The following is a 20,589-nucleotide window of genomic DNA, read 5'->3' as shown; positions in this document are numbered from 1 at the left end:
GTCAGCGCACCTCCACCGTCACGCTGTCTGGCGTGCGTGTCTCGACGAGGGAGTACGAGACGGTGACGAGCATGGCGCCCTCGTCGATCCCGCTCCCGGGCGTCGCCCCGAGCACCACCTCGACGTCGAGCAGCTCCACCTGGTCGCGGAGCCACCGGGCGATGGACTGCTGCACCTGCAGCCTCACGGTCGCCTGCAGGGCGTCCGACTGGGGCGCGAAGACGAGCCGCCGGAGACCGCATCCGAACTCCGGCAGGCACACGCGCTCGCCGGGGCTCGTCAGCAGCAGTTGCTTCACCAGCTGACTGACGTGTCGCGGGTAGTCGGCCCGGGCCACCTGGTGCGAGGCTTCGTCGATGCGCAGCGGATGCGCGTAGTCGTGCCTGATCACAGCCCGCTCGCCTTCGTCTGCGTGCTGACGATCTGCACCGGCCCCTGCACGGCCTTGTCACCGGCCTGGCAGAGACCGACGCTGTCGGTCGTGAGCGGCTGGTCCTGCACCATCTTGCTGCGCTGGGCGGTGACGATCCACTGGACAGTCAGGCATGGATGCGGGGCGCCGGCGACGTTGAACGCGCAGCCCCCGATCGGGAACGTGTCGCCCGAGAGCACGACGGGCTCGCCTCCTATCCGCACCTGCGTCGTGCCGGGCACAGGCGAGACCTTCCCGCCGTGCGGGCACATGAGGGTCGCGGACGCGGTGAGGAACGTGCCCATCACGACACCTCCAGTGCGCCGTCGTTCACCGAGACGCTCGAGGACGAGACCGCGACCGACGACGAGTCGCGCTTGGTCGTCACCCCGGACGAGTCGAAGACGATGCTGGCGCCGTTGGCGTCCTCGAGCCGGATCTCTCCCGCGTCGTCGTCGAAGATCAGCTTGCTTCCGGATGCCGTCACGATGACCCGCACCGCGGGCTTGGCGTCGTCGGGGATCTCGTCCTGGAACCAGTAGCACCCGGTCCAGATGGGGAACTCGACATCCCCCCGCTCGAACTCGATCCAGACGCCCGCGCCCACATCGGGGAGGAAGCAGAAGCCCGCCGACGGTCCGGCGTACGGCACGCACGGCATGCACCAGACCTCGGCGTCCGCGAGGACGCCCGGAACCGTCGCCTTCACCCGCATATGCGGCGCGTCGACCTCGACGACCACGCCGCGGTACTTGCCGTAGTACCGGTTGCGCAGCTGATCCACGAGGTCGTGCAGGAGTTCGTCCGACATCACCCCTCCGGTCCCAGCGCATTGCGCACCAGCGCGAACGCCATCGTGTGGGCCTGCGTCGTGATGGTGTGCCGCACGCTCCAGACGAGGTACTTGCCCGACAGCAGGGACCCGCAGCCTTCGAGCTCGACGACATCCCCCACGCGCAGCACGCACTTGAGCACGTTGACGTCGGCGGTCCCCTCGCAGCGCACGAACCAGCCCGTCTCGCGCAGCAGCCCGGCGCTGCGGTCGGGCAGTGCGGCCGTGTCGGCGGCCGCCGTCAGCACCACGGTGCGCTCCTTGCCGGTGAAGTCGGCGAGTCCGCGTTCGTCGAGCAGCGTCAGCCCGGAATCGCTCGTGTCGGCGCTCACCCCGGCCTGATCGTTGTCGGTGAGACTCACCTGGCGGGTCTGCACGGTGGTCGGGCGCGCGGCGTCCCATGCGAAGTCGAGCACCGGCACGGCGGAGGTCGCGGGGTCCGTCACGCCGATCGTCGCCACCGGAGGCTTGTCGAGGCTCGGCGACGCGAAGACGCCGGTGCGCGCACCCGGCTTGTCGGCGCTCACGACCCGGAACCACCGGCCGGTGCGCCGGGCGAGGCGGCGGAGGAACTCGGCATCCGAGTCGCGCTGCACGAGCGCGTGCTCGTCCTCGCTGTGGACCGGGCCCGGCTCTTTGCTGTTCGAGGGGTCGGCGGCGAACTCGTAGCTCGAGAGGATCTGCGCGGCGACGTCGGCGTCGCTCATGCCGGACCAGACCTTGACACGCTCGGTGAGGCCCATGAGGACTGTGGCGTCCTGCCCCCAGACCTCCAGGGTCGCTCCCGCCGTGCCGGTCGGCAGGTGGACCTTGTTCGTCAGCACGTAGCCGTCGAAGATGCACTGGTCGCCGGCATCCGGAGCCGTCGCCACCACCGCGATGTTCGCGTACGGACCCACCCGCGAGTCGGTAACGAACGTCAGCTCGCCGTCGGCGACGCTCACCGGCAGCGTCAGGGAGATCGCGCCCGGCAGATCGGCGTTCTCCTCGACTTCGAGCCGGCTGATCTGCCCGTAGAAGTCGTCGTCGACCGGCGTGCCCTCGAACAGCAGCTGGTACTCGGACATGTCACTTGCCCGCATCCGGGATGCCGATGACGTCGTGGACGCCCAGAGCGTCGGGCGACATCGCGTCGTTCGCATCGCACAGCAGCCACGCCTGCGTCGCGTCGCGGGTGAACCGGTGGGCGATCACATCGAGCCGCTCGTCGTCGACGCGCCGGTGCCACCCGACGAGCCGCGTCGCTCGGGGGCGCGGCGCGCGGGTGACAGTTACGACGGTGCCGTCCGCGAGCGTCACCTGGTAGGTGCCGGCTGCGGCGTAGCGACTGTTGGAGGTGAACATGGGCGTCAGATGGGGAGCATGCCGAGGATCGAGTCGGCGGCGTTGACGAGGTTCGCGACGGCGAGCGCCTGGCGCAGGCCGTGCGTGTAGGTGTTGGCGACGTTGGCGAGGTCCTTCAGGGTGTCGGTGTTGTGCTTGAGCTCCTCGTCGGTGAGCGCGCGCAGCGTGACCTGCGCCTCGGCCTTGACGGGAATGAGCAGGGTGTCGTAGATCCGCTCCGTGACGGTGAGGGCCGTCAGCCGCACCGGCACGATGCGCCCAGGTCCCCACACGAACAGGCAGGTGTTGATGGTGGATGCCGGAACCTTCCGCTTCTGCGATGCGCCGCCTCCGCCCAGCGCGGCGGTGACGGTCCCGAGCAGTCCCTTCTCGGAGTCGGATGACGGGAACAGCAGCATCTCGAGCGCGGCGAGCCGCGAGGCGATGCCTGTCACGCTGGCGAGCGCACCGGACGCCCCGCCGTCGGCGATCGAGTCTGCGGCATCCATCGACAGGGTGAAGCTGAACGACTCGCCGGGGTTGCCCTCGACGGCGAGCGGGTTCGTCGTCGTCTGGTTGGGGCCGGCCTTCGGGGCCTCGGGCTGCGTCCACGCGTGCGACATCGTCTCGGGGTTGTACTGGAAGACGATGATGTTCGGGATCGGGATGAGCGGTGTCGGCATGAACTCGACGATCGCCCCGCGCAGGTAGAAGCCGCTCATGACCGGCCTCCGCCCGGGTTCGCGGCGCGGCCTGCGCCCCCCGCGGCCGGGGCCCGGGCGACGAATGCGGCCTCGACGGCTTTGACGATGGCGTCGCGCAGACTCGCGACACCGCCCTGTGCGGGTGCGGGCACCTGCACCCGGACGGCGCCGGCGGGAGGCAGCGGCAGGGTCGCCACGGCCTCGGCGACGAGCTGGGCGAGCTCGTGGGCCTCGCGGTCGGTGAGCGGTCCGGTGTGCAGCGTCAGGCGGTCGATCTTCACGAGGCCACCTCCGTGTCCACGCGCGCCGGCGCGGCGACCCGCAGCACCGCGCCCCGCTTGCCGAGCTCGCGACGGGATGCCTCGAGCACCGCGTCGAGCGAGATGAGCCGGCCCGCCTCGCGGGAGTCGAACGCGGCGCCGAGTGCGATCGTCTTGATCTCGGCGCCGGTGAGCTCGAGGTGGGTGGCGAGCCATTCGTGGTCGAGCTCCTCGGTCACCGCGACCCCGTGGGAGGTGTGCGTCGGCAGCGCGGAGCGCCACAGCCGCAGCCGCTCCGTCGCCGACGGGCTGACGAAGTCCACGACCGTCCGCAGTCGCCGCAGGAACGCCGGATCGAGGTCGCTCTTGCGGTTGGTGGCGAGCACCGCGATTCCGCCGAACGAGTCCAGGCGCTGCAGCAGGTAGTCGATCTCGATGTTGGCGTAGCGGTCGTGGGCGTCCTGCACCTTCGTCCGCTGGCCGAACAGGGCGTCCGCCTCGTCGAACAGCACGAGGATGCGGCTGCGCTCGGCCTCGTCGAAGACCGCAGCGAGCTGCTTCTCGGTCTCGCCGATGTACTTGCTGACGACCGTGGCGAGATCGACGCGGAAGAGGTCGAGTCCCAGCTCGCGCGCGAGCACCTGCGTCGCCATCGTCTTTCCTGTGCCGCTCGGACCGGCGAACAGCGCCGTGATCCCCGAGGTCGCCGGCACCAGGCGGCGGAACTCCCAGTCGTCGAGCACCTCGGTGCGCAGTCGCACCTCGACGAGGAGTCGCTCCAGCGCCGCACCGACGTGCTCGGCGACGATGAGGTCGTCCCACGAGTAGGGCAGCGGCAGCGGCTGCATCGTCGAGAGCGATCCGGCCCGCACCCGCCCGCCGAGCACGCGGTCGGCGGCCAGGCCGGCCCGCGCGGCCGCCGCGATCTCGCCCGGTGTGAGGTCCCATTCCGCGACGGCGGCGGGTTCGTCGTGGACGGATGCCGCTGCCCACAGTCGCCGTCGCTGCGCCGCCGTCGGGCTCGGAATATCCCACCGGAGCCGGATCGTGTCGTCGGCGGCGCGGGGCGCGCTCTCGCATGCGACGAACGTGAGGCGCTCGGCATCCGTGGCCACCACGTCGCCGTCGCCCGCCGCGACGATGCCCACGCCGTCCAGCAGCCGTGCGGCCCGCACGCCGCGCACGCCGGAGCCCGCGTCCAGTTGGATCGGCGTGAGGCCGAGCGCCGTCGCGAGCTGCGTGAGCAGCGTGCGACGCCCCGACCCGGCACGCCCGACGAGCTCCGCGACCGCGCCGCCGTCGACCTCGCGGACGGCGGCGAGCATCTCGGCGAGCAGTGCCGGATGCAGGCACTCCCGCTCGTCCACGTCGACAGGGCGCACCTCGTCGCGCAGCCCGGTCCAGTCGTCGCGCCCCGCGAGGAACGCCGCGATCTCGGCATCCATCGCCCACGGCGTCGTCGACTGCCATGCACCGACGGGGGTCGCCAGCTGCCAGCGTGCGACGGCGGATGCCGGGCCCGGCCACTCGCCGGGTGCCCAGGCCCACACCAGAGCCCCGGATGCCGGGCTCGGCGCGGTGGGCACGGCGGTGTCGTCGAGGTATCCGAGCACCCGGGTCAGCCGGGGGTCGAGCTCGCACGCGGCGAGCACGGCGAGCCACTCGGCATCCCGTGCGGTGAGATCGAGGGCCGACACGAGACGGTGCCAGCGGACGTCGGCGGCCATGGCGGCGCGCGCCTCTGCCTCGGCCTCGCCGATGTCGTCGGCGATGGTGGGTGCGAGGATCTCGTCGATCGCCGCGTGGATGCTGCCGCCGTTCATGCTCCAGTGCTGCCGCTGCGCGGCCACATGCTGGGCGGCGAGCCGCCTGATCGCCTCGAGCCACTGCATCACACCACCGCCCACTTCACAGGGTCGGACTCGATCTCGTTGGCGCGGACGCCGACGAGGTGCGTGCCGGTCGGCGTGCCCGCCGGCGCGGCGAAGGTGAGCTGCCCGCCCGATGCCTGCCACTCCCCGGCACCCGGGCTCCCTCCGCCGGGGATGCGCGCGAGCACCGTCGTGCCGAGACGCACCACGACCCCGGCCGCGGGGATGTTCTGCACCGTCAGCGTGTAGATGCCCGACCCGTTCGGGGTGAGCAGCGGGCCGCCGGCCGGATCGATCCACGCGGCCACGTTCAGCGGCACCGCGTTGGAGTGCCATCCCGGCTCCGTCGGTCGCGTCAGCTGCAGCTCGTGACGCCCCGGAGCGGGCGCGCCGGCGCCGGTGGGCGGGGTGAGGCGGAACGGGGGGTCGCCGGCGGCCAGCCAGGTCGCCGTGACGTCATCCTCGGTGCGGACTCCGCCGGGATACGACACCAGCACGACGTGGTCGCCCGTGAGGACTCCTGCGCCGTCGAGCACCACCTCCTGCGCGGCCGCCGCAGGACCCGGGGCCGGTGCGGTCGTCGCGGGTGAGAGCAGCACCGACTCATCCACCGGGCCGGGCGCGGTGTAGACGAGCGTGCGGCGGGTGGAGAACAGCCGGGCCGGAGCCTTCTCGGCCAGCGCACCGGGTGCCGCGACGAGGTTCACGACCTCCGGGTTCGGCTCGTCGGCGGGGATCGTGTCGGGGGTCAGGAACACCACGCTGACCCGGTACTGGGCGGTCGTCCGCAGCGGCAGTCCGAACGCCTGCCACAGCCGGCTGAGCTCGTCGAAGCTCGGGGTCTCGAGCACGACCGTCGCCTCGCTCGGAGTGATCGCACCGGGCAGCGGCGTGGGCGTGTTCAGCTCGATCACGGCGTGCTCGTGCAGGCACTGCATCGCGATGCCGAGCACCCGCTGCTCCTGGACGTAGCTCGTCTTGGACTGCGCCGACAGCATGTACCAGAGATCGAGACTGAGCGGCTCGGCCGCGATCGGGGGCGTCGTGCCATGCTGGGCGGCCGCCGACCAGAAGCTGTTCGCGAGGTACTTGTTCGGGGCGACGTGGAAGAGGTAGATGTTCAGCTCGCAGTCCGCCCCGCCGGGGTTCTGCGGGTGCTGACCCGACACGGTGAACGAGAAGGGCGGCGGCCCGCCGCCGAAGACCGGGCTCGTGTTGAGGGCGTCCGTGAGCAGGTCGCGGAGTGCGTCGGTGACGATCGACAGGTCGCGCACGGTTCAGCCCTGCCCGAATCCGTAGGTCTGCGCGGGGCGGCTCAGGCGCCCTGGCGGGGCGGGCGGGGTCGCCGGGCGGGCGGGCGGGACGGATGCCGCGACCGGCGCCGGCGCCGGGCTCGCCGGCTGCGTCACGAAAACCTCGATGCTGCCGATCTCGACACGCTCGCGTGGGGGCACCGGGGGTGCGTGCTCAGGGGTCGGCACCGGCTCGAGGCGGACGAGGGGGGTCAGGTCGCGCCCGGCGTCCGTCTCGCGCACGACTTCTTCTGGCGACGCGTCGGATCGGCGATCCGACTCCTCGGGCGCGGGCAAGTTCGCGGCCGCGAACCGCCGCGTGAGGTGTTCCAGACGCTCGAGCGCCGCTTCGGTGCCGGGAGGCAGGCGAAGGGATGCCGGCCGAGCGATCTCGCGGACCGGAGTGGGCGCGGGGTGCGACTCGTCGCTCGGGGTATCCGGTCGTGGGGGACCTGCGAAGGCGGGCGGCTGTGACGCCCGGGTCACCGCGGGATTCGAGCGCCGAGCGGGCGATGGCGCGACCGCCTCGACCGGCTGCGGGCGCGGTGCGTCACCGGTGCTGCGCCGCGACTCGGGGTTCTCTGCGGGGCGCGGCGCGGCATCCGGTTCTCGTGCCTGCGGTGCCGAACGCAACGGGGCTGGCGGCCGTGCGGGAAGGGATGCCGGTTCCTCGGCCGAGTGCGTGGGCGCCGCCGAGGGCGGTCCCGCGCTCGGGACCGGGAGGTCGGCGGGCTCGACGAGCCGCGTCGGACCCCACTCCGGCTGGACTGCGGCGCGCGTGTCCGCGCTCGCTCGCGGAGGCCGGGCCGAGCGCACGAGCGTGTCGAGGTACCCCCGGGTGCTACGCATCGGCCAGTTCCCTCTGCTGCAGCTCGGACGAGCGACCGGCGATCGTGGCGGCGTAGCGCCGGCGGCGTGCCGACGGCAGGTCGAGGATGTCGTCCTGCGACCAGCCGTACGCCGTCGCGATGAGGTTGACGTCGTCGTACACCGTGACGGCTTCCCGGCGCAGTTCGGCCATGCACAGCTCGCGGGCGTCGACCTCGAGTTCGAATCCCGCGCCGCACTCGGGGCAGACGCCGGTCACCGCTGTGCGCATCGTCGGCGCCAGCCGCGCCATGGCCGACTCGACCGCCCGCGCTGTGGCCGCGGGCACCTGTTCGCGCACGCACCGTGCGAGCAGCGCGCCCCGGCCGTCGGCTGACGGATCGATCGAGAGGACATCCCGAGCCGTCGGCAGCCGGAACGTCGCTCCCCCCGCCCGCAGCGCGAACCACCCGTCGCCCACGGCTTCGGCGCGCCGGCTCGCCCGGGGCCGGTGATGCGCGGCGTACGCAGCCAGGCTGAATCGCACGTCGACCGGCTCATGGCAGCGCGCACACCGGCCCTCGGCCACCATGGTGTCTCCGAGGTGCTCCCGGCGCTGCCAGAGCACCAGCAGGTCGACGTCGCCCACCGGCAGGTCCATCGGATCCAGCTGCGATGAGAACTCCACGGTGTTCCCGACGTGCTCGACGGCACCGCGCAGCCCTCGCGCGCTGTCCGCCAGGGCGATGTCGTCGCGTCCCGTCGCGGGGCGCCACGTCGCCTGCACACCGGAGATCGGGAGGACGAGCATGGGCCGCTCAGTTCTCCTTGGGCTCGGCCAGCGAGAGGTCGTGCTCCCAGCCCTCGTTCTCGAGCTTGATGTGCTCGATCGCGACGGCGTTCGTGCCGGCATCCAGATCGGGAAGCGCCTGGAACTCCGACACCCACGCGCGGTGCACGAGATAGCGGTGCACGGGCTGACCCTGCTCGTTGAGCAGCTCGATGCGGATCTCCTTGCGCAGCTTCGAGAGAGATGCCGAGGGAGAGCCCTTGTCGAGCACCTGAGCGGCGTTGGCCCACTGCTCGAACGAGTCGTCGTGGGTCACGCCGCGCTCGAGGGTGATCGGCTCGTACTTGCCGCGGCCGATCCCCTTGCGGATGATCGCGTTGCCGCCCTCCTTGTACTCGATGACGTCATGCGAGCGCTTCATCGAGCTGACCTTGCTCACCCCTGCCACGGGCGCGGTCGAGGTGTCGAAGTACACCAGGAACCGGTAGCTCTTGTACGGATCGAACCGCGAGACGTTGACGCTGAACGGCTTGGGCATGGTGACTCCTTACGCCTGCGGCTGGCCGGCCAGCTGCGCGATCTTGATGATGACGAACTCCGCGGGCTTGAGCGGAGCGAAGGCTACGACGATGTTGACGATGCCATTCGCCTGGTCGTCGGGGGTGGTGGTCGTCGCGTCGCAGGTCACGCTGAATGCCTGGCTCGGGCTGGTCCCCTGGAAGGCACCCTGGTTGAACAGGCCGAGCATGAAGTTGTCGATCGTGGTCTTGATCGACACCCACAGCGGCGTGTCGTTCGGCTCGAACACCACCCAGCCGAGGCTCGCGACGAGCGACTGCTCGAGGAAGAGGGCGGTCCGCCGCACCGGCACATACCGGTACTGCTGGAATGCCGGATTCGCCGAGACGAGCGTGCGCGCTCCGAAGATGACCGTGCCGATGCCGGGGAAGCCGCGCAGGCAGTTGACGCCGAGCGGATTGAGAGTGCCCTGGCGCGGGTCGGTCATCTTGCCGGATGGCGTGACGCCGAGCGTGTTCTGCACGAGCGCCTCGAAGCCCGCCGGCGCCTTCCACACACCGCGGTTGGTGTCTTCGCGGGCGATCACGCCGGCGACGAACCCGGATGGCGGCACGACGAGCGGCTCGCCGGTGGACGGGTCGGACGTGCGCAGGTACGGGAAGTAGAGCGCCCCGTTCTGGCTCTTCGGGATGATGCGCCCGGCGACCTGGTCGCTCATCACGTCGCCGATCATCGGCAGCGGGAAGCCCGTCGGGTCGGCGACGGTGTCCGCAGGGGGGTCCATCACGACGAACGCGCGCTTGCGCTCGGCGACCGCGAGGGCCGCCGAGGTGACCCCCGGATCCCACACGCCGGGCGTCAGCAGCAGGTTGAAGATCGAGATCTTGTCGAGCGCCTTCTCGGGCTCGAACGCGTCGGCGAAGTCTCCGGGGCTGAACGCCGTGAACGGCGCCGCAGGCAGCCCCCCGTCAAGAGGAGTCGCCCCGAGTGCCGCGGGCCAGGCGGTCGGATACGCCGCCGTCGGCGCGACCGTCACGAGGGACGACACCGGCGCGGCGGCCGTGCCGAGGCGGGCCTCGATCGTGTTGCCGGCGTCCGCCGCGGGCGGCGCCGGGTTGAGAGTGACCCGCCGGAACGTCTCGGCACGCCCCGCGTAGGAGACCGTGATGTCGGCGAGGTCGAGGGGTGTGGTTCCCACGCTCGCCCGCAGGTTGGTGATCGACACCGACAGGTCGTGGTTCGCGTCCACCGGCTCTCGGCCCGTGAACACGATGCCGTTCGCGACCGACCCGACGGTGAGCGTCGGCGCCGCGATGTCGACGGTCGGACCGCCGCCGAGGTCGTGGAACTGCGGCATCAGCGGCACGACCCAGGCGACCGCGCCGCCGTTCGCGAAGAACTGGAACACCGCCCGGCCGACGTCATCGGCGAGCCAGTCGACGTTGAACAACCCGCCGAACTCGCGCTCGTAGTCGGCGAAGCTGAAGATCTGCACCGCTGCGCCGTAGTGCTGCGGTCGCGTCTTGAACGGGTGCGTGTACCCGAGGAAGACCGTGACCGACGTGGGGGCTGCGCTGATCGTGCGGGAGTTGCTCAGGATCTCCTCGACGTACAGCCCCGGATAGGTGGGTGTGATGGGCATGCGCTTTCCCCTTTAGGTCACGTGTAGAGCAGGCCGCTGGCAGGAAGGCCGGCGGCCCCGCCGGAGAGCTGGGTGGAGGAGTCCGCGGGGAGGGCCGCGCCGCGCGGCGGCGCGCCGACCGACACGAGGTAGGCGACCGGGGCCGCGACGTCGCCGAGGGTCAGCAGGGTGACGGGATCCTGCGTCCCGGCCTCCTTGGTGGAGTCGTACGTCGCGCTGATCGTGAACGTCGCCCCCTGGACGGTCACCGCGTACGAGAGTCCGTCCTTCCCGACGTAGTCCGCGCGAGGAAGGATCGTGCACACGACGGCGGCGTCCGCGTCCTTGAGGTCGACTCCCGTGGCCTTCTTGAGCACGCCGGAACTCGCGACCGCGGGCTTCGCGCTGGCGCCGGTCGAGCCCTTCTTCACGGCGATGAGCCCGGTCGCGCCCGGCGGATCGCCGTCGACGCCGGTGGGAGCATCGACGCCGATCTTGAATGCAGCCGCATCCCCGTCGGTCAGCATCGCCCACGTGTCGAGCTCAACGGCCGACAGCGTGATCTCGGCATCGAGCGGCGGCACGTCCTTCTCGACCGACACGGTCACCGCGATCCCGCTGCCCTCCGACCCGGCATGAGCGGCGGTGACGCTCAGCGCAGGGGCCGGCGGTGGGATCGGCGGCGGGGTCAGTTCGCCGACAGCCGCCCGAGCCTTCGCCAGCGCCAGCAGAGTCGTCTGCTCCCCGGGATCGAGCACGGCCTGCCAGGCGGTTTTCAGCCGGATGTCGGAGCCGCTGAACTCGAGTGCGGACAGCGGGATGACCTGCTGTCCGCCCGAGGCGTTGGTGAAGCTGAGCGGGGTGGAGCCGATCACATCGGCGGTGGCAGTGGCCATGGCAGCACTCCGATCGTGTGTCGTTGCGACGAAGTTTCGACAGGCAGGCGTCACGCCAACGTCACCGCTGCGTCACCGCGTCCCCTCGTCCGCCCCCGGGGTTACCGTGAGTGCATGCCTCGCAGGATCACCACCGATGTCGGTCGCGCGGCGCTCGACGCGGTGCGTGCAGCGGGCGAAGGGTCCGAGCGCACGGCTCTCGCGACATCCGTGCGGTATCTGCTGCAGCTGCTCGCCGAGAAGTCACCCGGGCACAGCGTCGAGGTGCGGGTGCCGCCCTTCGGCGCGGTGCAGGTCGTGGAAGGTCCGCGGCATACCCGCGGCACGCCCCCGAACGTCGTCGAGACGGACCCCCGCACATGGATCGCGCTGGCGCTGGGCGAAGAGAAGTGGGCGGATGCCGCGGCCGCGGGCCGCATCCAGGCCTCCGGCATCCGCGCCGACGTGTCGCACCTGCTGCCTCTGCGTCCGTGAGTGTTTGCAGTCTTCGATCGCAGGGGAGCGGGACCGTTCCCCCGCTGCGCGGGATGCCGCGTCCGCGAGGCATGCCCCCGGCGGCCTTCGGTCGCCTCCCGCCAGTCCCGATGCCAGCTTCGCGGGCGGGACATCCCTCTCCGCTGCCTTCGGGCGCCGGCCGGCGGCTCGCGGTGGGACAATGGACGCATGGGCCAGCACATCGATGATCACGTCGAGCGGGTGCGCGTACGGCGCGCTCCCAAGTTCTCGGTCTTCCTGCTCGCCGGCGTGGCGCTCGGCCTCCTCGTCGCGCTGATCCTGACCTTCGCGTTCAGCGGGACGGCTGCCGTCAGCCCCAACACGGGCCTGCTCTACTCGCAAGGACAGGTCTTCGGTTTCCTCGCACTCGCCTGCATCACCGCGGGCCTCGCGCTGGGCGGCGTCGTCGCGCTGATCTTCGACCGCCGTTCGTCACGGCACACGCGCGAGGTGATCGTCGACCACCTCTCGGTGCACCCCGAGGAGTGAGCAGCGCTAGGCGAGTTCGGCGATGATCGGGTGGATCGCCGCGTCGAAGGCGACGACATCCCCCCGCAGTCCGTCCGTCACCGCGACCGTCAGCGAGCCGATCCACCACACCCCCCGCTGACTCAGCGGGAGCACCTGCACGTTGAGCTCGAACGAGTGCGCTCGGCGCCCGACTTGACGCTCGTGCTCGGCGATCGCGCTCGCATACGCACGATAGGCGGCGCCGCTGCCGGCGTCCTTGCGGTAGCGGGCGTGCGCCGACTGGGCGAAGGCGAGCGCTTCGCGAGCGTGGGGGACCAGGGCGGCCCGCAGCGCCTCGGATCCCTGGCTCGGCAGTGCGACGAGAGTGTCGAACTCGTCGACGAGCTCGAGCGGAACGGGCGACGGATGGGCCTGCGGCTCGACCGTCATGGCCCAGTACTCGCGCCACTGCCGTTCGAGCTGCGCCTGCGCCTCTTCGTTTCGATCATTCGCGCGCGGTGGGATGCCGCGCAGGTGCGGCAGCTCATCAGGAGAGCGGATGCCGAGCACCTGCCGCAGATAGAGGGCGAGCAGGACCGGCTGACTCGCGTCCTCGCGGATCAGCCACTCGGGAGCACCCGTACCGCCCATGCCGCCATTGTAGAACCGGCCGCGGACGTCGGCTTCGCGCTTTTCAGGCGCAGCCTGTCCTCGAGGCCCGTCTCACAAGCGAGACCGGCCTCGGCGTCCGCCCAGGTGGGCCGCCGGTAGGCTGGACGCGTGGCATCCCCCTCTCGCGACGCCGCCGTGAGCCCCTATGCTGCAGCCGGGGTCGACACGGCCGCGGGCGACCTCGCGGTCGAGCTGATGAAGGCCGCCGTCCGCGATACGCACGGCCCTGAAGTGCTCGGTGGAGTGGGCGGGTTCGCGGGTCTCTTCGACGCCTCGGCGCTTCGCGCATACGCCAAGCCGCTCCTCGCGACGAGCACCGACGGCGTCGGCACCAAGGTGGCGATCGCCCAGGCGATCGACAAGCACGACACGATCGGGCGCGACCTGGTCGGCATGGTCGTCGATGACATCGTCGTGGTCGGAGCAAGGCCCCTGTTCATGACCGACTACATCGCGTGCGGCAAGGTCTTCCCCGAGCGGATAGCCGAGATCGTGCACGGCATCGCCGCCGGCTGTACCGAGACCGGTACGGCGCTCGTCGGCGGCGAGACAGCCGAGCACCCGGGACTTCTCGGCATCCACGACTACGACGTCGCGGGCGCCGCGACCGGGGTGGTCGAGGCCGATCGGGTGCTCGGGTCCGACCGCGTCCGCGACGGCGACGTGGTGCTCGCCCTCGCCTCGAGCGGACTGCACTCCAACGGCTACTCGCTCGTGCGCCACATCGTCGTGCGCGCCGGCCTCCGCTATGGCGACAATGCACCGGACTTCGGCACGACCTGGGGCGAGGCCCTGCTCGAGCCGACCCGCCTGTACACGCAGCCCCTGCTGCAGGTCATCGACTCGGCACCCGACGCACTCCACGCACTCAGCCATGTGACCGGCGGCGGCATCGCCGCCAACCTCGCCCGCGTGCTCCCGCAGGGATCGTGGGTAGAGGTCGATCGCTCGACCTGGTCGCCGCCGCCGGTGTTCCGCGTCCTCGCCGACCTCGGCGCCCTCGATCTCGAGGCGACCGAGGGCACGTGGAATCTCGGCATCGGATTCCTCGCAATCGTCGCGCCCGAGCACGCCGATGCCGCGGCAGCCGCGCTCAGCGCCGGCGGCATCGGGACATGGCAGGTGGGGGTGGTGCGCGGCGGCGCGCGTCCCGACGGCGACTTCGAACAGGGCGCCAAGGGCGTCGACGGCGGCGCTGTGCGACTCGTCGGAGCGTATTCGGACCGGGGCCGCTCAGACGGCTCGGTCATGGACGGAGCGAAGTAACACCCATGTGCGGAATCGTCGGGATGGTGAGCCGAGGGCCGGCCAACCAGGAGATCTACGACTCCCTGCTGCTGCTGCAGCATCGCGGCCAGGACTCCACCGGCATCGCGACGGCGGAGCGCAGCGGCGTCTTCCACCTCGCGAAGGCGAAGGGCCAGGTGCGGGAGGCGTTCCGCACGCGCGATATGCGGTCGCTGCTCGGTGAGATCGGGCTCGGGCACGTGCGCTACGCGACGAAGGGGACGGCATCCAGCGAAGAAGAGGCGCAGCCCTTCTACGTCAACGCCCCCTACGGCATCGTGCTGGTGCACAACGGCAACCTCACGAACACGCGCGAGCTCACCGACGAGCTGTTCCATCGGGATCGCCGCCACCTCAACACCAGCTCCGACACCGAGCTGCTCGTCAACGTCCTCGCGAACGAGCTGCAGGCGTCGATCTCGGGCGTCGACCTCGTGCCCGAGCAGGTCTTCCGGGCCGTCTCCCGGGTGCATGAGCGCGCCGAGGGGTCGTACGCCGCGATCGCGCTCATCGCGGGCTATGGGCTTCTCGCGTTCCGTGACCCGTTCGGCATCCGCCCCCTCATCCTGGGCACGCGCAAGGCCGAGGATGGCTCATATGAATGGATCGTCACCTCCGAATCGCTCGTGCTCGAGAACGGCGAATTCGAGGTCGTCCGCGATGTGATGCCCGGCGAGGCGATCTTCATCGACCTGGACGGGCACCTTCACACCCGGCAGTGCGCCGCCGATCCGAAGCTCGTGCCCTGCTCCTTTGAGTACGTGTACCTCGCGCGGCCCGACTCGATCATGAACGGCATCTCGGTCTACGAGGCGCGGCTACGTCTCGGCGAGCGCCTCGCCGACACGATCGCGAAGTACACCCCCAACGGCGCGATCGACGTGGTGATGCCGATCCCCGACTCGTCGAGGCCCGCGGCCATGCAGGTGGCGCGCAAGCTCGGCCTCGAGTACCGGGAAGGCTTCTACAAGAACCGCTACATCGGGCGCACGTTCATCATGCCGGGCCAGGCGGTGCGCAAGAAGAGCGTTCGGCAGAAGCTCAACGCGATGTCGAGCGAGTTCAAGGGCAAGAACGTGCTGCTGATCGATGACTCGATCGTGCGAGGCACGACCTCGAAGGAGATCATCCAGATGGCGCGGGATGCCGGAGCCAAGACCGTGACCTTCGCCAGCGCCGCCCCGCCCGTCCGCTACCCGCACGTCTACGGCATCAACATGCCGTCGCGGCACGAGCTCGTCGCGTATGGCCGGACCATCCCCGAGATCGCGGTGGAGCTCGGTGCCGACTACATGGTCTACCAGGAGGTCGAAGACCTGAAGGCGGCGATCCTCGAGGGATCGGATGTCGAAGACCTCGACATGAGCTGCTTCGACGGCCGGTACATCACGGGTACGGTCTCGGAGGAGTACCTCTCCTGGGTCGAGGGCTCGCAGGAGAGCTGAGGCGTTGCGCCGGGTTCGGTGCGTTTCGTCTCGGTCGCTGCGCGTGCTCGCTCAACGACCCGGGGGGTCGACCGACGGGGGCGACGAAACGGGGGCCTAGGCTGGGCCGGTGAGCTCCGCCCCTTCCCGTCCTCTGTGGCAGGGGAGGACTCTGGCCCTCGTCGGCATCGTTCTCTTCGCATTCTCGCTGCGGTCGGCCGTCGCATCGCTGTCGCCGGTGCTCGCCTTCATCTCGGCGGACTTCCCGATGCCGCCGGCGATCGTCGGCCTGATCGGCACGGTGCCCCCGGTCTGCTACGCCGTTTTCGGCATCCTGACGCCGCAGCTCGAACGCCGCTTCGGACTCGAGCGCCTCGCGCTCGCCGCGATGATCGTCGTCACCGCGGGAATGGTCTGGCGAGCACTCGCGAGCGAGTCGCTGACGCTGCTCCTTGCGACGGCCGTGATCTTCGCGGCCGTCGGCGTAGGGAACATCCTTCTGCCGCCGCTCGTCAAGAAGCACTTCCCCGACCGGATCGGGCTCCTGACGACGATCTACTCGACCACGATGGCGCTCGCGACACTTGGGCCGCCGCTCATCGCCGTGCCGGTGGCGGATGCCGCCGGCTGGCGCATCTCGCTCGGGATGTGGGCGGGCTTCGCCGTCCTCGCCATGATCCCGTGGATCGCGCTGCTCGTGCACGCCCGCGCAGCGGGCCCCGACGAGGACATCGAGACGGCGAATCCGCGCGTCTTCGGGCGCATGTGGCGGGTGCCACTGGCATGGGCGCTCACGGTGGGATTCACCGTCTCGGGTGTGCTCGCGTACACATCGTTCGCGTGGCTGCCGACGATCCTCGTCGACACGGCAGGCGTGACGCCGGCTGCCGCGGGCGCACTGCTGTCGCTGTTCGCGGCGATGGGTCTGCCGAGCTCACTGCTCGTTCCGGTGCTGGTGGTGCGCTACAACGCGACGAGGGCGCTCTTCGGCTTCGCCGTGGTAGCCGGGCTCGCAGGCATCGCGGGTCTGCTGTTCGCGGCGCAGGCGGCGACGTGGCTGTGGGTGGCGCTGCTCGGCCTCGCAACGCTGCTGTTCCCGTTGACGCTCGTGCTGCTCGGGCTGCGCTCCCGCACCCACGAGGGGGCGGTCGCGCTGAGCGGCTTCGTGCAGAGCGTCGGCTACGCCATCGTCGCGCTGTTCCCGGTCGGGATCGGCCTGCTGCACGGCGCGACCGACTCGTGGACGTGGCCGCTGATCATCCTCGCCGGCGTCGTGGCTGCGGCGATCCCCGCAGGCGCGGTCGCGGCCCGGGCGCACACGATCGAAGACGACTGGGAGCGCCGCCACGGCACGTGGTGATACATGCGCTGCCGTGCATCGAGGTGGCGTCCCGACCAGGCGGCAGACGGATCTCGGTCGTCGCCAAAGGTGCGTCGCACCTGCAGAACAGCGAGGAGAGCGCGTCCGACGGCGGGGCTCAGGCCCTAGGCCTTCTCATCCTCGTACTCGTCGGCATACTGATCGGCCCACTTGTCGACGTATGCGTCTTCGTCGTGGTGACCAAGTTCCTTCTCCAGCGCTGAGTAGTTGACACTCGGGCTGTAGGACTTGAGTTCGCGGGCGATCTTGGTGTGCTTCGCCTTCTGACGGCCACGCCCCATGCGAGACCCCCTCAATTTCTGGAGACGCGGGCCGTTCGCAGGGCCCAACGCGTTCACGAGACCGGCTCGAGGCCGGTAAGAGTAGCATTCAGGATAACACGGAGCCTTCGTACCCCGGCGGCTCCCGGGGGGCCGATTCGCACCGGCGCGGAAGGGGTCATGACGCATGTCGGATGAGGCATCTGAGGTTTCCGGCCAGCCCGACGGCACTGCGGCTCTGCGCGGTGCGGTGATCGTCGGCGTGGTTCCTGACCTGAGCCCCCGGGTGGTGAAGGAGGGTGCGCGATACGCACGGCTGCTCGGTGCTCCGCTCGTCGTCGTGCACGTGGATGTCACCCGATTCGTCACCTATGAGGATCCGGACGGCTACGTCCACTCCGCGCCGATCGACGTCAACATCGCCGCGAGCGAGGGCGATCTCGCCGCGGTCCAGTCGCAGGCCGCCGCGACTCTCGAGGGGCACGGGGTCGACTGGAGCGTCCGGCAGCTGGTGGGGGATCCCGCGCTCGCGCTGAAGCACCTCGCCGAGCAGGTCGACGCCCGGCTCATCGTCGTCGGCACCCGCAAGCGAGGGTTCGGCGAGTCCGTGCGAGAGTTCTTCACCGGCTCGGTGGCGGCGCGGCTCGCGCACCGCCAGCACCGCCCCGTCCTCGTCATCCCGCTCGGTGAGCCCGTGCCCGACGACGAGGAGATCTGGCCCGCCTGACCCGGACGCCGCGAACGGCCGCTCACGCCGACGACCCGCCGCAGCCTGGTCGGCTCCGACGGGTCGTGGTGGTCGTGATCAGCGCCGCAGCGTGCGGATCAGATCCCGGGAGATCCGGTCGAGTTCCTGGGTGAGCTCGTCGATGACTGTCGCCGCGAGGTCGCCACCGCGCGCGACATGCGATCGGATGTCGCCGCGCACACGGGCGCGGAACTCGTTGACGGCGGCCTCGGCGCGGTGAACCTGCTCGCGACTGCGGGTGCGGGGGTCGTCTGCCGTCGGCGCGTCGGTCGCGCTGGTGCGCTCCTCGCGACTCGCGGCGGCGAGATCGGCGCGCAGGCTCTTCATCGCCTCGCGGACGCTGCCGCGCACCTCGTCGGCGATCAGCCGCACCGAGTCGGTGAGGCTGGCCTCGATGCCCTGCAGATCGCCGGCGCGGGCGAGCACCTCGGCGTGTCCGGCTTCCGTGATCGCGTAGACCGTCTTGCGGCCGTCGACGGTCTTGGTGACGAGCCCCTCCTCCTCCAGCTTCGCGAGCCGGGGGTAGACGGTGCCGGCACTCGGCGTATAGGTGCCGCCGGTGCGGTCCGACAGGGCCTGCATGATGTCGTAGCCGTGCCGAGGACCTTCGTCGAGCAGGTTCAGCAGGTAGAGGCGCAGGTCCCCGTGCGAGAACACGGGGCTCATCGCCACTCCTCCTCGCCTGACTCAGGGATGGAGCCCGCCGATGTCGCCGCCGGCCCGACCGAACCCGAGCCGCTGCGACGCAGGACCGTGACATCACCGGACACCGAGTTGGCGCGGATGTCGGCGAAGGCGCCGGCGAGCTCGCCCGCGGACCCGGCGAAGTTCGTGGTCGGACCGGCACTGAGGCCGGACCGCTTGACACCGTCCACCTGCACCTTGCCGCTCACGCTTCGAATCGCGAAGTTGGCGGGATACCCCTCGTCGAGTCGGATCGACGCGTTGCCGCTGACGGTGTTGAGCGTGACGCCGTAGATCTCTCCGGTGGAGTCGACCAGCAGCGCGCCCGACACGGTGTCGATCGTCGCCTTCTTCAGGGCGCCCGTGGCCGCGACGTCGCCCGACACGCTGTTCGCGATGAGGGATCCGACGAGCTCGCGCACCTGCACGTCGCCCGAGACGGCATTGGCGGTGAGGACGCCGGTCAGCCCGTCGACGATGATGTCGCCCGACACAGTGTTCAGTCGGGCGTCGTTCTGGATGCCGGACACGAGCGCGCTCGCGCTGACGACACCGAGCGTGAGGGCCACCGAGCGCGGCACCGCCACGCTGATCTCGGCCTTCGGCCCGCTCGAGCCGAAGTTGCGGAACACTTCGAGGAAGTTGTCCCAGCGCAGCTGCGGGTGATCGATCTCGATCGCATCGCCGGTGACCTCGATGCGGAGGTCCTTGCCGGTGACGCCGTGCACCTCGATCCGGGCACCGGGTTCATCGTGGGCGATCACGTCGATCTGCCCGCCGACGAGGCTTACTTTGAGCGAGCGAACGGTCTCGAAGTCGATGACACGCGTCTCGCCGGGGTGGATGATCCACTTCTCCAGGGTCATTGGTTCAGCTCCAGTGGTTGAGTCCAGGTACGCGATATATCGCGATGAAGCGAGAATAACACGATATATCGCGAGTCCCGCGACGCTCAGCAGAATCTCAGCTTGACCTTGACGCAGCGTCAACGTCTAGCGTGGAGGCAACGACGCGGCCGCACCCGAGAGGAGGACGAGATGAGCGACCATGAGTGGTCGATCCAGCAGATCGCGAAGCTCGCCGGCACCACCAGCCGGGCGCTGCGCCACTACGACGACATCGGCCTGCTGCCGCCATCCAGCATCGGGCACAACGGCTACCGCCACTACGACGGGGCGGCGCTGGTACGGCTGCAGCGGATCCTGCTGCTGCGGGAGCTGGGGCTGGGTCTTCCGCAGATCGCCCAGGTGCTCGAACAGGAGCAGTCCGAGGCGCACGCGCTCGAGAGCCATCTGGCGTGGCTGCGGCAGGAGCAGGACAGGCTGACGCGACAGATCGCATCAGTGGAATCGACGATCGACGCCTTGAGAGGAGGTGAACGACTCATGGCAGAGAACATGTTTGACGGGTTCGACCACACCCATTACAAGGATGAGGTCGAACAGCGCTGGGGCAAGGACGCGTACGCGCGATCCGACGCCTGGTGGCGCGGGATGAGCGCCGAAGAGAAGAAGGCATGGCAGCAGCGCGTGTCCGACCTCGGCCGCGACTGGATCGCGACCGCAGAAAGCGGTGTCTCGCCCGAGAGCGACGAAGCACAGGCGCTCGCGAAGCGGCACGTCGAGTGGCTGACCGGCATCCCGGGCACTCCGGCGGCGGCCCCCGGCGGAGACACCAAGGCGTATGTCATCGGACTCGGCGAGATGTATGTGGCCGACCCGCGGTTCGGCGCGAACTACGCGACGAGCGAGGGCGGCAGCGCCGGTGCCGAGTTCGTGCGCGACGCGCTGCGCACGTACGCGGAGGCGAACCTCTAGAAGAAGACGGATGCCGCGGCCGAACGATTCGGTCGCGGCATCCG

25 protein-coding genes are annotated in these 20,589 nt (G+C 70.4%); 7 read left to right on the top strand and 18 right to left on the bottom strand.

Annotation, left to right across the window (positions count from 1 at the left end):
- Position 1: 1 nt before the first annotated feature.
- Genes ABD212_RS07945 through ABD212_RS07880 form a run of 14 tightly spaced genes read right to left on the bottom strand, consistent with a single transcriptional unit; the run spans position 2 to position 11,327 of the window.
- On the bottom strand, positions 2–391 hold the full coding sequence (locus ABD212_RS07945) for a GPW/gp25 family protein (protein ID WP_344093140.1): 390 nt from the start codon (positions 389–391) through the stop codon (positions 2–4).
- The gene (locus ABD212_RS07940) at positions 388–717 is read right to left on the bottom strand and encodes a hypothetical protein (protein WP_344093138.1); all 330 of its coding nucleotides are present in this window, start codon (positions 715–717) and stop codon (positions 388–390) included. The genes ABD212_RS07945 and ABD212_RS07940 overlap by 4 nt, the downstream gene beginning before the upstream one ends.
- Entirely contained in the window at positions 717–1,223 is a 507-nt protein-coding gene (locus ABD212_RS07935; RefSeq protein WP_344093136.1) for a phage baseplate assembly protein V, read from the bottom strand. The genes ABD212_RS07940 and ABD212_RS07935 overlap by 1 nt, the downstream gene beginning before the upstream one ends.
- Complete coding sequence (locus ABD212_RS07930; RefSeq protein ID WP_344093133.1) at positions 1,223–2,311, bottom strand: contractile injection system protein, VgrG/Pvc8 family; 1,089 nt, start codon at positions 2,309–2,311, stop codon at positions 1,223–1,225. Before ABD212_RS07930 ends, ABD212_RS07935 begins: the two co-directional genes overlap by 1 nt.
- Before the next feature lies 1 nt (position 2,312).
- Positions 2,313–2,588, bottom strand: coding sequence for a hypothetical protein (locus ABD212_RS07925; protein WP_344093130.1), 276 nt, complete (start codon positions 2,586–2,588; stop codon positions 2,313–2,315).
- 5 nt (positions 2,589–2,593) lie between these two features.
- On the bottom strand, positions 2,594–3,289 hold the full coding sequence (locus tag ABD212_RS07920; RefSeq protein ID WP_344093128.1) for a hypothetical protein: 696 nt from the start codon (positions 3,287–3,289) through the stop codon (positions 2,594–2,596).
- Positions 3,286–3,552, bottom strand: a complete 267-nt coding sequence (locus tag ABD212_RS07915; protein ID WP_344093126.1) for a hypothetical protein — start codon at positions 3,550–3,552, stop codon at positions 3,286–3,288. Before ABD212_RS07915 ends, ABD212_RS07920 begins: the two co-directional genes overlap by 4 nt.
- Positions 3,549–5,423 (bottom strand): ATP-binding protein, encoded by a 1,875-nt coding sequence (locus tag ABD212_RS07910; protein WP_344093124.1) that lies wholly within the window; start codon positions 5,421–5,423, stop codon positions 3,549–3,551. Before ABD212_RS07910 ends, ABD212_RS07915 begins: the two co-directional genes overlap by 4 nt.
- The gene (locus tag ABD212_RS07905) at positions 5,423–6,676 is read right to left on the bottom strand and encodes a Pvc16 family protein (RefSeq protein ID WP_344093122.1); all 1,254 of its coding nucleotides are present in this window, start codon (positions 6,674–6,676) and stop codon (positions 5,423–5,425) included. The genes ABD212_RS07910 and ABD212_RS07905 overlap by 1 nt, the downstream gene beginning before the upstream one ends.
- A 3-nt stretch (positions 6,677–6,679) precedes the next feature.
- Complete coding sequence (locus ABD212_RS07900) at positions 6,680–7,543, bottom strand: hypothetical protein (protein WP_344093119.1); 864 nt, start codon at positions 7,541–7,543, stop codon at positions 6,680–6,682.
- Positions 7,536–8,312 carry a hypothetical protein gene (locus ABD212_RS07895; protein WP_344093117.1) on the bottom strand — a complete coding sequence of 259 codons (777 nt, stop codon included), beginning with the start codon at positions 8,310–8,312 and terminating at the stop codon, positions 7,536–7,538. The genes ABD212_RS07900 and ABD212_RS07895 overlap by 8 nt, the downstream gene beginning before the upstream one ends.
- Before the next feature lie 7 nt (positions 8,313–8,319).
- Positions 8,320–8,829 (bottom strand): phage tail protein, encoded by a 510-nt coding sequence (locus tag ABD212_RS07890; protein WP_344093115.1) that lies wholly within the window; start codon positions 8,827–8,829, stop codon positions 8,320–8,322.
- 9 nt (positions 8,830–8,838) lie between these two features.
- Positions 8,839–10,452, bottom strand: a complete 1,614-nt coding sequence (locus ABD212_RS07885) for a phage tail sheath family protein (protein ID WP_344093113.1) — start codon at positions 10,450–10,452, stop codon at positions 8,839–8,841.
- Between the two features lie 17 nt (positions 10,453–10,469).
- On the bottom strand, positions 10,470–11,327 hold the full coding sequence (locus tag ABD212_RS07880; RefSeq protein ID WP_344093111.1) for a hypothetical protein: 858 nt from the start codon (positions 11,325–11,327) through the stop codon (positions 10,470–10,472).
- A gap of 114 nt (positions 11,328–11,441) precedes the next feature.
- Here ABD212_RS07880 and ABD212_RS07875 point away from each other — a divergent pair, with 114 nt between their 5' ends.
- Positions 11,442–11,801: a sterol carrier family protein gene (locus tag ABD212_RS07875; protein ID WP_344093109.1), complete on the top strand. Its 360-nt coding sequence runs from the start codon at positions 11,442–11,444 to the stop codon at positions 11,799–11,801.
- 189 nt (positions 11,802–11,990) lie between these two features.
- On the top strand, positions 11,991–12,311 hold the full coding sequence (locus tag ABD212_RS07870; RefSeq protein ID WP_344093107.1) for a potassium transporter Trk: 321 nt from the start codon (positions 11,991–11,993) through the stop codon (positions 12,309–12,311).
- Positions 12,312–12,317: 6 nt separating this feature from the next.
- Here the strand turns inward: ABD212_RS07870 and ABD212_RS07865 are convergent, their stop codons facing one another.
- On the bottom strand, positions 12,318–12,923 hold the full coding sequence (locus tag ABD212_RS07865; protein WP_344093104.1) for a zinc-binding alcohol dehydrogenase: 606 nt from the start codon (positions 12,921–12,923) through the stop codon (positions 12,318–12,320).
- Positions 12,924–13,052: 129 nt separating this feature from the next.
- Between ABD212_RS07865 and purM the strand changes: the two genes are divergently transcribed.
- From purM to ABD212_RS07850, 3 genes are all read left to right on the top strand, one after another.
- Positions 13,053–14,210: a phosphoribosylformylglycinamidine cyclo-ligase gene (purM, locus tag ABD212_RS07860; protein WP_344093102.1), complete on the top strand. Its 1,158-nt coding sequence runs from the start codon at positions 13,053–13,055 to the stop codon at positions 14,208–14,210.
- A 5-nt stretch (positions 14,211–14,215) separates the two neighbouring features.
- Positions 14,216–15,676, top strand: a complete 1,461-nt coding sequence (purF, locus tag ABD212_RS07855) for an amidophosphoribosyltransferase (RefSeq protein ID WP_344093100.1) — start codon at positions 14,216–14,218, stop codon at positions 15,674–15,676.
- Positions 15,677–15,785: 109 nt separating this feature from the next.
- A complete protein-coding gene (locus tag ABD212_RS07850) occupies positions 15,786–17,015 on the top strand; it encodes an MFS transporter (protein ID WP_344093097.1) in 1,230 nt (409 codons plus the stop codon).
- A gap of 125 nt (positions 17,016–17,140) precedes the next feature.
- Here the strand turns inward: ABD212_RS07850 and ABD212_RS07845 are convergent, their stop codons facing one another.
- Positions 17,141–17,317: a DUF3073 family protein gene (locus ABD212_RS07845; RefSeq protein WP_179439975.1), complete on the bottom strand. Its 177-nt coding sequence runs from the start codon at positions 17,315–17,317 to the stop codon at positions 17,141–17,143.
- A gap of 166 nt (positions 17,318–17,483) precedes the next feature.
- Here ABD212_RS07845 and ABD212_RS07840 point away from each other — a divergent pair, with 166 nt between their 5' ends.
- Positions 17,484–18,023 carry a universal stress protein gene (locus tag ABD212_RS07840; RefSeq protein WP_344093094.1) on the top strand — a complete coding sequence of 180 codons (540 nt, stop codon included), beginning with the start codon at positions 17,484–17,486 and terminating at the stop codon, positions 18,021–18,023.
- 78 nt (positions 18,024–18,101) lie between these two features.
- Here the strand turns inward: ABD212_RS07840 and ABD212_RS07835 are convergent, their stop codons facing one another.
- Together ABD212_RS07835 and ABD212_RS07830 are read right to left on the bottom strand one after the other, a co-directional pair.
- Positions 18,102–18,710: a PadR family transcriptional regulator gene (locus ABD212_RS07835; protein ID WP_344093091.1), complete on the bottom strand. Its 609-nt coding sequence runs from the start codon at positions 18,708–18,710 to the stop codon at positions 18,102–18,104.
- Positions 18,707–19,594, bottom strand: a complete 888-nt coding sequence (locus tag ABD212_RS07830) for a DUF4097 family beta strand repeat-containing protein (RefSeq protein ID WP_344093089.1) — start codon at positions 19,592–19,594, stop codon at positions 18,707–18,709. Before ABD212_RS07830 ends, ABD212_RS07835 begins: the two co-directional genes overlap by 4 nt.
- A 171-nt stretch (positions 19,595–19,765) precedes the next feature.
- Between ABD212_RS07830 and ABD212_RS07825 the strand changes: the two genes are divergently transcribed.
- Positions 19,766–20,545, top strand: coding sequence for a MerR family transcriptional regulator (locus tag ABD212_RS07825; protein ID WP_344093087.1), 780 nt, complete (start codon positions 19,766–19,768; stop codon positions 20,543–20,545).
- The last annotated feature ends 44 nt before the right edge of the window (positions 20,546–20,589 follow it).

The sequence above is a fragment of the Microbacterium deminutum genome, from assembly GCF_039530205.1.
GTDB classification, from domain to species: Bacteria; Actinomycetota; Actinomycetes; order Actinomycetales; family Microbacteriaceae; genus Microbacterium; species Microbacterium deminutum.
The sequence above is the reverse complement of the archived record's forward strand: the minus strand, read 5'-3'. Positions and strand labels throughout refer to the sequence as shown.

Bases quoted from the DNA above. Each gene is read 5' to 3' on its own strand.
- ABD212_RS07840 (WP_344093094.1), top strand. From the start codon at position 17,484: ATGTCGGATGAGGCATCTGAGGTTTCCGGCCAGCCCGACGGCACTGCG.
- ABD212_RS07925 (WP_344093130.1), bottom strand. From the start codon at position 2,588: ATGTTCACCTCCAACAGTCGCTACGCCGCAGCCGGCACCTACCAGGTG.
- ABD212_RS07920 (WP_344093128.1), bottom strand. From the start codon at position 3,289: ATGAGCGGCTTCTACCTGCGCGGGGCGATCGTCGAGTTCATGCCGACA.
- ABD212_RS07880 (WP_344093111.1), bottom strand. From the start codon at position 11,327: ATGGCCACTGCCACCGCCGATGTGATCGGCTCCACCCCGCTCAGCTTC.
- ABD212_RS07890 (WP_344093115.1), bottom strand. From the start codon at position 8,829: ATGCCCAAGCCGTTCAGCGTCAACGTCTCGCGGTTCGATCCGTACAAG.
- ABD212_RS07910 (WP_344093124.1), bottom strand. From the start codon at position 5,423: ATGCAGTGGCTCGAGGCGATCAGGCGGCTCGCCGCCCAGCATGTGGCC.
- ABD212_RS07930 (WP_344093133.1), bottom strand. From the start codon at position 2,311: ATGTCCGAGTACCAGCTGCTGTTCGAGGGCACGCCGGTCGACGACGAC.
- ABD212_RS07875 (WP_344093109.1), top strand. From the start codon at position 11,442: ATGCCTCGCAGGATCACCACCGATGTCGGTCGCGCGGCGCTCGACGCG.
- ABD212_RS07885 (WP_344093113.1), bottom strand. From the start codon at position 10,452: ATGCCCATCACACCCACCTATCCGGGGCTGTACGTCGAGGAGATCCTG.
- ABD212_RS07895 (WP_344093117.1), bottom strand. From the start codon at position 8,312: ATGCTCGTCCTCCCGATCTCCGGTGTGCAGGCGACGTGGCGCCCCGCG.
- ABD212_RS07845 (WP_179439975.1), bottom strand. From the start codon at position 17,317: ATGGGGCGTGGCCGTCAGAAGGCGAAGCACACCAAGATCGCCCGCGAA.
- ABD212_RS07835 (WP_344093091.1), bottom strand. From the start codon at position 18,710: ATGAGCCCCGTGTTCTCGCACGGGGACCTGCGCCTCTACCTGCTGAAC.
- ABD212_RS07870 (WP_344093107.1), top strand. From the start codon at position 11,991: ATGGGCCAGCACATCGATGATCACGTCGAGCGGGTGCGCGTACGGCGC.
- ABD212_RS07900 (WP_344093119.1), bottom strand. From the start codon at position 7,543: ATGCGTAGCACCCGGGGGTACCTCGACACGCTCGTGCGCTCGGCCCGG.
- ABD212_RS07825 (WP_344093087.1), top strand. From the start codon at position 19,766: ATGAGCGACCATGAGTGGTCGATCCAGCAGATCGCGAAGCTCGCCGGC.
- purF (WP_344093100.1), top strand. From the start codon at position 14,216: ATGTGCGGAATCGTCGGGATGGTGAGCCGAGGGCCGGCCAACCAGGAG.
- ABD212_RS07865 (WP_344093104.1), bottom strand. From the start codon at position 12,923: ATGGGCGGTACGGGTGCTCCCGAGTGGCTGATCCGCGAGGACGCGAGT.
- ABD212_RS07940 (WP_344093138.1), bottom strand. From the start codon at position 717: ATGGGCACGTTCCTCACCGCGTCCGCGACCCTCATGTGCCCGCACGGC.
- ABD212_RS07935 (WP_344093136.1), bottom strand. From the start codon at position 1,223: ATGTCGGACGAACTCCTGCACGACCTCGTGGATCAGCTGCGCAACCGG.
- ABD212_RS07830 (WP_344093089.1), bottom strand. From the start codon at position 19,594: ATGACCCTGGAGAAGTGGATCATCCACCCCGGCGAGACGCGTGTCATC.